Source organism: Vibrio sp. EA2, from assembly GCF_033042495.1.
Taxonomy (GTDB): domain Bacteria; phylum Pseudomonadota; class Gammaproteobacteria; order Enterobacterales; family Vibrionaceae; genus Vibrio.
The window spans coordinates 42,302-51,639 of the sequence record NZ_JAWLID010000019.1; the positions used below are offsets into that span (position 1 = coordinate 42,302).

Annotated in this window: 10 protein-coding genes; 8 read left to right on the top strand and 2 right to left on the bottom strand. The window is 40.4% G+C overall.

The window, feature by feature from the left end; translation table 11 throughout:
- The first annotated feature begins 43 nt into the window (after positions 1-43).
- Both RXX31_RS22320 and RXX31_RS22325 read left to right on the top strand, forming a co-directional pair.
- Positions 44-700 carry a DsbA family oxidoreductase gene (locus RXX31_RS22320; protein ID WP_317591865.1) on the top strand — a complete coding sequence of 219 codons (657 nt, stop codon included), beginning with the start codon at positions 44-46 and terminating at the stop codon, positions 698-700.
- Positions 701-786: 86 nt separating this feature from the next.
- Positions 787-1,326, top strand: a complete 540-nt coding sequence (locus tag RXX31_RS22325) for a peroxiredoxin family protein (RefSeq protein ID WP_317591866.1) — start codon at positions 787-789, stop codon at positions 1,324-1,326.
- 80 nt (positions 1,327-1,406) lie between these two features.
- Here the strand turns inward: RXX31_RS22325 and RXX31_RS22330 are convergent, their stop codons facing one another.
- Positions 1,407-1,772, bottom strand: a complete 366-nt coding sequence (locus tag RXX31_RS22330) for a winged helix-turn-helix transcriptional regulator (RefSeq protein ID WP_048624863.1) — start codon at positions 1,770-1,772, stop codon at positions 1,407-1,409.
- A 1,250-nt stretch (positions 1,773-3,022) separates the two neighbouring features.
- Between RXX31_RS22330 and RXX31_RS22335 the strand changes: the two genes are divergently transcribed.
- Genes RXX31_RS22335 through cas6f form a run of 4 tightly spaced genes read left to right on the top strand, consistent with a single transcriptional unit; the run spans position 3,023 to position 7,769 of the window.
- The gene (locus RXX31_RS22335) at positions 3,023-4,210 is read left to right on the top strand and encodes a TniQ family protein (RefSeq protein ID WP_317591867.1); all 1,188 of its coding nucleotides are present in this window, start codon (positions 3,023-3,025) and stop codon (positions 4,208-4,210) included.
- A complete protein-coding gene (locus RXX31_RS22340; protein WP_317591868.1) occupies positions 4,211-6,154 on the top strand; it encodes a type I-F CRISPR-associated protein Csy2 in 1,944 nt (647 codons plus the stop codon).
- The gene (gene csy3, locus RXX31_RS22345; protein ID WP_317591869.1) at positions 6,126-7,169 is read left to right on the top strand and encodes a type I-F CRISPR-associated protein Csy3; all 1,044 of its coding nucleotides are present in this window, start codon (positions 6,126-6,128) and stop codon (positions 7,167-7,169) included. Before RXX31_RS22340 ends, csy3 begins: the two co-directional genes overlap by 29 nt.
- Positions 7,170-7,172: 3 nt before the next feature.
- Positions 7,173-7,769, top strand: coding sequence for a type I-F CRISPR-associated endoribonuclease Cas6/Csy4 (gene cas6f, locus RXX31_RS22350; protein ID WP_317591870.1), 597 nt, complete (start codon positions 7,173-7,175; stop codon positions 7,767-7,769).
- Between the two features lie 426 nt (positions 7,770-8,195).
- Here cas6f and RXX31_RS22355 read toward each other — a convergent pair whose 3' ends face one another.
- The gene (locus RXX31_RS22355; RefSeq protein ID WP_065298156.1) at positions 8,196-8,402 is read right to left on the bottom strand and encodes a helix-turn-helix domain-containing protein; all 207 of its coding nucleotides are present in this window, start codon (positions 8,400-8,402) and stop codon (positions 8,196-8,198) included.
- A gap of 110 nt (positions 8,403-8,512) precedes the next feature.
- On the opposite strand from RXX31_RS22355, the gene RXX31_RS22360 reads away from it, so the two are divergent.
- Positions 8,513-9,049: a hypothetical protein gene (locus tag RXX31_RS22360; protein WP_317591871.1), complete on the top strand. Its 537-nt coding sequence runs from the start codon at positions 8,513-8,515 to the stop codon at positions 9,047-9,049.
- A partial coding sequence (locus tag RXX31_RS22365; RefSeq protein ID WP_317591872.1) for a DEAD/DEAH box helicase family protein occupies positions 9,049-9,338 on the top strand: 290 nt, incomplete at its 3' end. The genes RXX31_RS22360 and RXX31_RS22365, both read left to right, overlap by 1 nt.

Genomic DNA, 9,338 nt, shown 5'->3' on the forward strand with positions numbered 1-9,338 from the left:
ACTGTTTGCCGAGTGAGCACAGTGCTTTGAGTAGAGAACCCATATGAATAATACAATTAAGCTCGACATTATCAGTGATGTTGTCTGCCCGTGGTGCATCATCGGATACAACCATTTAACAGAGGCGATCAAACAACTCGACATTGAAGATCGCATAGAGATCGAGTGGCAGCCTTTTGAATTGAACCCGGATATGCCTGCTGAAGGTGAAAACCTTCGAGATCACGTTGCTCGTAAATATGGCAGTACCGCAGAGGAAAGTAAAAACGCGCGCATTCGTATCGCCAGCATTGGCACTGAACATGGCTTCAAGTTTAACTACTTTGATGACATGAAGATGGTGAATACGTTTGACGCACACCTTTTGCTCGATTACGCCAAGAGCTTGGGCAAGCAGACTGAGCTAAAGATACGTTTATTTACCGCATTTTTCAGTGAACAGAAAGACGTCTCTGACCGTGAGATTCTAAAGCAAGAGCTCATCTCTGTAGGCCTAGACCCTGAAGAAGGAATGCGCTGGCTAGATGATGTGCAGCGACGTAATTCAATCCGCAGTACTGAGAAACAATGGCAAAATATGGGCATATCGAGTGTGCCAACGGTGATTTTCAACAGAGAACATGCTGTTTCTGGTGCACATCCAGTGGAAGGTTACAAACAGATCTTAACTGAGTTAATGGCTCAGACTAATCAAAGCTAGGTTACTAAAAGTATACTGGTTGAAACTGGTCTCTTAGTATCTTATCGTTTTTCTAGTTAGTGATGACTTCAATCCCAGGAGCCGAGATGACATACTCACAAAAACTCAAAGCGGGTGACGCTTTTCCTACGTTAGAGGCAACAAAGCTGGATGGAACCAAAGTCAAGCTAGGCCAGCCTCAAGGTGATGCAACATGGCAAGCAGTGTTTGTCTATCGTGGTAAACATTGCCCACTTTGCACCAAATATCTGAATGAAATTGAGACCTATAAGCAAGCCTTTAGTGAGGCGGGCGTTGATATTCTGGCTATTTCTGGTGACTCGAAGCAACAATTGGAGCAACACCTTGAAAAGCTCGATATCAGTTTTCCGATCGCCTATGGTCTTACTGAGCAGCAAATGAAGACTCTGGGGCTTTATATATCACTACCACGCTCTGAAGCGGAAACCGACCATAACTTTGCAGAGCCGGGGTTGTTTGTCGTCAATGAACACGGCAACCTACACGTGGTTGACTTATCCAATAACCCATTTGTCAGACCAGAGCTCGGTGCACTGACCCGAGGTTTGACATGGATTCGTAACCCAGAGAATCACTACCCTATCCGTGGCACGCTAGACTATTGAACCTCCAGTTCGAAAGACAACAAGGCAACCATATTGGTTGCCTTTCTGCGCAAAGGGGAGTTAGATAAATGTGGCTCTCGCTATTTTAGCTGCACATTGTTGCTTTCAGACCATTTTCTCAACTCATCGAGAATCGTTAACGCACTGCGCCCAAACTCGGTGAGTTCGTAACTGACTGCAAGTGGTTTTTCATTGAGCACACGACGTATTACCATGTTTTCACTTTCTAGTTCTTTTAGACGCTGGTCGACCATCTTCTTGCTTGCACCGCCCAACATTCTTGAAAGGTCATTGAATCTCACTGGACCATCTTTCAGATGGTAGATAATCGAACCCTTCCATTTTGAACCCAAAATCCTCATACCTTTTTCGATCGCACAAGGCTCGGTACAGGCATCAACAACGCTCTTACGCCCTTTTGGGTCAACTTCAACTTTTGCTTTCATACAGCCTCTTCAATTAGGAAACTAGGTCGCTTCGGTTTCACTTAGTGTCATTGAACCACAGCTATTTGATTTACTTTCTACGTCATAGTTGCACTACATATCAGTTGGATTGAATTTACCACAGGCGGTTACTGTACGTGGTCACTGCACGAGCTGAACCTACCGCTTTATCCATCAGATAAGATTACGCTTACTTTCTGAGAAAGGCGATGACTCGCAGTCATTGCTGATAAGCAAGTTACTCATAGTTAATTACACAGCAAAAATAGATTGTATACACAAGTGACCTCTGCGCCATTAATACTTTACGGTATATATTAGTTACCTGAAGGTCGATTGCAATTAGTATACTTTTAGTAACCTAGTTCAAAATGAACTGAATCAACTAACGTGAAAGTCTCCATAAATAGGCTGTACTATTAGTTTTTCTTCAGCCAATTCGACTAACTTTTCTAGTCACAATTCATGGCTATAACTCATTTGGGGGCACTTTTGACTTACCAAGTGCCAACTGTGAACAGATCGGCCTGACACGTCCTTTGGTGGATTTTTAACCAAAATCTCAAATTGTGGTAAGTTGTGGTAAATCGTTTACCACAACTTACCAAAAGCAATTTTGGGGTAGGCTCGTGTCAACCGATACTGTGCTGGCATGTGATCACCAAGCGATACTGTGCTGACAAATGTCGGCTGTAGCGTCAGTTAGCTTGAACCTGGACAGTAGTGATTTACAGGTGTTACAGGCTTACCATCCTTGATATACACTTAAAGAAATGTCGACAATTCGCGTCATTCCGGGGCTGATAGAAAATCGAACTTCTGACTGAGCTTATAACAACTAGGGTTTTAATGATGAACAACATACCAAAACTAGAAGCATTCAGACTGGAAGGCATACCATATCCAGTTGTTGATCCTAGTACGCTGCCTGTAGAATTATTGGATGCACTAAATAAATACATGGTTGGTAAAACTGTTTGCCACTCCATCTATATCTATCTTGAGGATTGGTTGTGCTGTAGAACGTGAGGATATTGAGGTCTAATATTAAGTGTTCTTAATCAAGAGCACATGAGTAATGCCATCAGTTTGAGTAATACCTAGTTGAATCGAAGATAAGACTAACTAGTATCTACTGACTCGGTGGCTATTCAGTGGTTATTCAACTAACCTACTAAAATATGATAAAAATATCTCATAATCCTATTTTTGAACTATATTCAAATTGAATAATTTAATTGGTTCAATTGATGCTTTTACAACGTCCAAAACCTTATTCAGACGAAAGCCTTGAAAGCTTTTTTATTCGTGTAGCCAACAGAAATGGTTATAGTGATGTTTATCGTTTTTTGGTAGCAGTTAAACGTTACCTTTTAGATATAGATCCAACGAAGTTCCAGACATTTCCCACAGATATCTTTCGTATCAACCCTTACTCATCCAACAAACATTCAAGCTCGCGAATACACGCATTACATCAACTCAGTCAGCTAACATTTAACGAACCAGCAAATCTATTGGGTATCGCGTTAAATAGAAGCCAAATGAAGTTTTCTCCGTCAACTACCGCTCTAATACGTGGTGCTGAGGTAATTCCACGTTCGCTTTTACGCAAAGACTCAGTGCCATGTTGCCCTACTTGTCTGCAAAAAAAGGGGTATGCAAGTTACCGATGGCACTTTTCCGGATATGAGTATTGTCACGAACATAGTATTAAGCTGTCTAGTCACTGCGCCTGTGGGGCATCCTATGATTATCGTTATGCGGGCTTATCCGGAGTCTGCCCTGAATGTGGTGAAATCGTATCTTCACCTCAAGAAAGTAATGGTTCAAAAATGCTCACAGTAGCTTCTTGGTTATCTGGCGCTGATGTTAAACCATTACCAATTGTCCCTCTTAGTTTCAGATGGGGGTTTATTCATTGGTGGTCAAAAGTATCCGACTCATCTCAAACTAGTAATTTTGGTGAGTTCACAGATTTTTGGGAACAGTGGCCTGGCTCCTTTCATGAATTGATTGAAAGAGATATAGAATTCAATTTCGAATACGCCGTTCTTAGCCAAGCGGAGCTAAGAGTGAAAGATATTCTTGGCAGAATGCTGTTCAGCTCAATTCAGCTTCCTGACCGAAATTTTCGTTCGAATATTATATTGAAAGAGCTCTTCCAGTATTTAGAAATGAATTTGTGGAACGACAACGGCAAGCTCGCCAATCTGCGACTAAATACACTTGAAGCATGTATAGTACTGAACTGTTCCCGGGAGCAAATTACTTCCATGGTCGAACAACGTATACTCATCCCAAATTTTCGTCTTGGAAATCGAGATGTGTTAGCCGTTACTGATTACGCCTTTTACTTAGGTGATATTTATTGTCTTTGGCTTTCAGAGTTTCAAACTGATGAGTTCAATCGTTCTTTCTATGTGTCGAGGTGGTGAATGACGAAACTGGCAGAAATAATAGAAAATGATACAGACGACCTCAATAGGGATTTACGGAGAGCATTCCGACCACTTTCTCGCCCCATAGACATAACAAATACTCCTCTCGAAGCCATAACCATACTAGTAAACCTAACAGATAAGGTCCTTAAACAAAAAGACCTACTTGATAGAAAAACATGTAAAGAAAAGCTTAGAGACGAGAAATGGTGGGCAAGCTGTTTAAGTACTGTTAAATATCGCCAAAGTCATAATCCCAAGTTCCCTGACATTAGAGCAAGTGGGATTATTCGAGCTTTACCTATAGGGCACCTGCCACCTTTCTTGCTATCTTCGAGCAAGCTGCCCACCGATAACTGGGCTTATGCCAATGACTCTAGCCAAGTGAATAAATCCTGTTTTTTAACGAGCGAATTTATATGGGATGGCCATATTCATTGCTTAGGGCAATTACTTGCTGATATTGAACATCCTCTTTGGAATATCCTAAGAAAGCTCGGATGTTACGTTAAAACAGCCAAATACATATCAAAAGAGCTAGCACTTGTTCCTCCGTTGGAAATTAATACTTCGCTAGCTAGAAATTATCTGGCACAGATTTCTCTTCCGGATAACAACAACTCATATATTTCATTATCACCAGTAGCTTCTCAATCGATGCAAAATGATTGTTATGAAGTACTTAGAGAACACTATCGATTTTCTGCTATTACCCGGTTCAGCCGAGCGACAAACATGGGATCTCTTGCAATGAGCTGCGGAGGTAATTTTAGAATGATTCAATTTTTACCTCCGATAGCAAAGTACAAACACCATCATTTAACAGATAGCCAGCAATGGCTAACGAAATCATCGTTGAAAGCGATGCGAGAATACATCGAATCATCTCAGTGGGTAATGTCACCAACTAAACTTGCGACAAGAAAAAAATTAGTTATAGAAGACGTAAAGACGATGATTTCCAAATGGTTAAGTAGCATTACTGCCGGCCAAGAAAGCTTAAATAAAAGGAAATTAACAGAGCGTTTCAATGCAGATTTAGCCAAAACCAAATCTGCCAGTAGTTACGCATATGATCCCAACTTAACTCAGCTAGTCTACACTACCATCGGCTCAATCATTCAGTCGCCATATCCTCAACAACATTCAGAGCTAGAAAACTCAAGCGAAAACTATTTGCTATTAACAAACCTACGAATCTCAGGCGCATCTGCCATGAATTCACCGATGAGCATTGGACTCCCCTCAATGATGGCATTTTATGGGTTCGTGCATGCTTTTGAGAGAAACCTACAAACAGTTATTCCCAACTTTAAAATAGATAGCTTTTCCGTATGCATTCATAGCATACACGTAGAAAACCGAGGATTAACAAGAGAGTGGACTCTCAATACCAAAAATGACATCACAGCGCCTGCGACGCGAGATGACTGGCAATGCGATTTTACCCTCAGCTTGATTCTTCAATGCAACAATTATTCTCAAATAACACCACGAGAGTTCATGTGCTTACTACCAAGAAGAATAGCGAGAGGAAACGTAACAGTTGCTATTTCCGATATCGAACGTTTGGGAAGAAGCATGAGCTTAGATGATGCCATAAAGACGATCCCCTTTGAAACTGGTAGATGGCTTAGCCTGAATAACGAAACAACCTTACATAGTGTTCAAGATATCATTACTGAATTAAAAGAAAACAAAATGCAAACCGTCAACTGCATTGGTTACCACCTGTTAGAACTTCCAAGTGAAAAACGTTACTCACTTCGCAGCTACAAACACGCTTTCGCCGAAACCATACTTGGTGTCATAAAATTATTCGCAATCAGTGAAAATACAAATCCCGACCAATACTTTTGGCAATATCACTATTCGACGCAAGGCTCAATTTTACTACCGAGGAGTGTATACAATGAGACTACCGACTCAGCTATCCTATGAACGCTCTATCGAACCTACCCATGTTACGTTCCATGTGATCTGGCCTGAAGGTAGAAAAAAGCCACTGACATATTCGGCAAATAAACAGTTGGGTATGAAAGAAGGCTTCACGTCAGCTTACAAAGATAATGGTGAAATAGATGAAAAGGTCACTGAATATTCATTAGCGCTAGGAAATATCCATGAATTAGACTATTGCTGTGTGCCTCACGGAGCCGAGAGTATCGAATGCGAATTTTCTGTTTCATTTGTTTCAAGTCATCAAAAACCTTTTATATGCTCCGATCCTAAAGTCAAAAGCACCCTTATTAAACTTGTGAAGCTATATGAACAAAAGATTGGTTGGGAAGAGCTAGCAACTCGATATTTTATGAACATTTGTAACGGTAGATGGCTCTGGAAAAATAAAAAACTTCCTTACTCTTTTTCTATTAGCGTGAAACCATGGCCTTGGGATAACGAAGAAGCTATTATCACTTTCGACGACATTCGAAAAAACTATGGTGACGCTAACAACTTCAAGGCGCATCAACATTGGGGAGCACTAATCAAGTTAATTACTGACGCTTTTTCACAACCAAACGGTCTATGTAAGTTTGAAGTCAGTGCTACACTTCGCTATGCCAAAAGTGACCCTTTATTTCCAAGCCTAGCTTTCAAAAATTCGGTCAAAGGAGAAAAAAGTCGCATTTATCAAACAACTGAAGTGGACGGAGTACGAAGTCCTATATTAGGCAGTTATAAAACTGGAGCAGCAATTGCCACTATTGACGACTGGTATCCTAATGCTGAAGAGCCATTACGTATAAGTCACTATGGTGTACATAAGCAAGATGTATACTCCTATCGATTTCCAAACACAGGAAAAGACATATTTACACTTTTGGAAAGAGCAGATGAGTATGTAGACCAACTTGAAGCTGCAGATGAACTTTCTCAAGAAACGATTAATGATCTGCATTTTATCATTGCAAACCTAATTAAAGGCTCGCCACTTCAACGAAAAGGAAGCTAAGCCATGGATTGGTACTATCGGACAATCACATTCTTACCTGAATATAGAAACAATGAAGTAATAGCGGCTAAATGTCTAAAGGAATTACATCGTTTTAATTACAAGTACCATACGAGATCCATTGGCGTTTCGTTTCCACTTTGGGCAGAAGAAACCGTGGGACATAAAATCACTTTTATTAGTACCAACAAAATGGAACTGGATTTTTTGTTGTCACGACGGTATTTCACACAAATGACAAAACTTGGGTACTTTAGCATCTCCACAGCGCAAATCGTCCCAGACAATTGTTCTTATGCTCTGTTTAGGCGTAAGCAATCTATAGACAAAGCAACATCAGCAGGCCAAGCAAGAGAAATAAAACGACTTGAACGAAGAGCATTAGAGCGTGGCGAAATATTTGACCCAGCGTATTATTCCAAAAGCACGACTCATGCATTCCATAGTTACCACTCACTTAAAGAAGATAGTAGCGGTGGTAATGGGTTCCGACTAAATATACAAATGGAACAGTTAGAAGATACTTTAAGCACAGGAAGGTTTAGCAGTTATGGGCTAGGCAATACAGATAATTCATTACAGGTTGTACCTTTGATTTAACCTTACTTCTAAACCCTCTTCATAACCTATTGATTTTAAAGCCTATAATGTATCATAAAGTTTAAAAGGGTAAATTAGTAGAATAAACATTAACTACCTGATATTTATGGACTATTATTAAATTGGTAATAGTGAACTGCCGCATAGGTAGCTGATAATCGCTCAAAAATCTCGTACCCAAACATGTCCCCGTGAACTGCCGCATAGGTAGAGAGGATCAGTTTAAAAAATCAATACTATTACCATCTCCAAACAGCTAAACTCTTAGCTGTTTGCTTTGGCATTGAATGAGGACTATAATCCTCATTACTACTGAAAAGTAGCTGATAACAAATTTACATCTCCAGGCTCTGCCAAAAAGCGCATACTGCCGAACAGGTAGGTGGTTTGAGCCAACTGACTTGGGTAGCTTCTACCCAATAATTATTATGGTAGAAGCTCTCTAATGTCACACCGAAGAACTTCCGCTAACTGGTAGGCTTTTTCTAGTGTGATGTTCACTTCCCCACGCTCTATTCGCCCCACATAACTACGGTCAATATCGGCGGTTAACGCTAACTTATCCTGAGAAATACCTTTGTCTTTTCGCATAGAGCGAACATTGTGACCAAATTTTTTCGCTAAGTCTTTCATTTCAATCGTACATTAAAAAGAAAGACTATCTATTCTTGATGCATGCATTTCCACGGACTATAATCCGCATTTTATTTTCCATGTTCAACCCCATCACTGAGAGTTCATCCGTGTCACAAGGCTTTACCATTCACCCCTATATCATTGATTCATTGAAAAAAGAAAACAAAAATGAATTTGGAATTTCTGAAATCCGAGATCTGTTGTTCGCCACCACAATGCAAGAAAAGAGTAAAGACCATGTACGTCTGTTTGTATCTAAACAGCTCAATAAGATGGTAAAACAAGGAATATTAACGACTTCAGGAAATAACCGTAATAAACGGTTTCATAAAACCGAGTTATTTGAACAGCTTAATACTCCAAGTTGCAAAGGATCAGCACACGACAAAACAGGCACTGAATGTGTGAAAAAACCGAACTCTTATTTACAAGAGTTGGACAAAGCAAGAAGTAGGCTTAATGCGGAACTTGTAATGTTAATCGCTGAAATGGACGAGTACCGATCGATTATGACGCAGTTCCCTCAGACTAAAGAAAAAGTAAGTAAACTGCATGAAGAATCAACACAACATTCCGCCACTTTAACTGGACAGATCACAGCCATCTCGAAAACAATAGAAGTACTCCAGTCGGAGGCAGTCTGATGCTCAGAGAATGGCAACGAAGTTGTATCGAAGACATCCTACAAAGATACACATCAGGCAACAAACATTTTCTTACCCAGGCCACCCCCGGTGCTGGTAAAACGATAATGGCGGCCTATTTAAGCAAACAACTATTAGATTCCAATATGATTGATCTGATCGTTTGCTTTTCTCCCTCAGTAAATGTGGCTAATGGATTTACAAGTACTTTCTCTCGTGTATTGCAGTGCTCGTTCAATGGCTCTCTAGGTTCATTAGGAACATCACTAACCTACCAAGCTATCCAATA

Coding starts and splice junctions, on each gene's coding strand:
- RXX31_RS22320 (WP_317591865.1), top strand. CDS start 44: ATGAATAATACAATTAAGCTCGACATTATCAGTGATGTTGTCTGCCCG.
- RXX31_RS22325 (WP_317591866.1), top strand. CDS start 787: ATGACATACTCACAAAAACTCAAAGCGGGTGACGCTTTTCCTACGTTA.
- RXX31_RS22330 (WP_048624863.1), bottom strand. CDS start 1,772: ATGAAAGCAAAAGTTGAAGTTGACCCAAAAGGGCGTAAGAGCGTTGTT.
- RXX31_RS22335 (WP_317591867.1), top strand. CDS start 3,023: ATGCTTTTACAACGTCCAAAACCTTATTCAGACGAAAGCCTTGAAAGC.
- RXX31_RS22340 (WP_317591868.1), top strand. CDS start 4,211: ATGACGAAACTGGCAGAAATAATAGAAAATGATACAGACGACCTCAAT.
- csy3 (WP_317591869.1), top strand. CDS start 6,126: ATGAGACTACCGACTCAGCTATCCTATGAACGCTCTATCGAACCTACC.
- cas6f (WP_317591870.1), top strand. CDS start 7,173: ATGGATTGGTACTATCGGACAATCACATTCTTACCTGAATATAGAAAC.
- RXX31_RS22355 (WP_065298156.1), bottom strand. CDS start 8,402: ATGAAAGACTTAGCGAAAAAATTTGGTCACAATGTTCGCTCTATGCGA.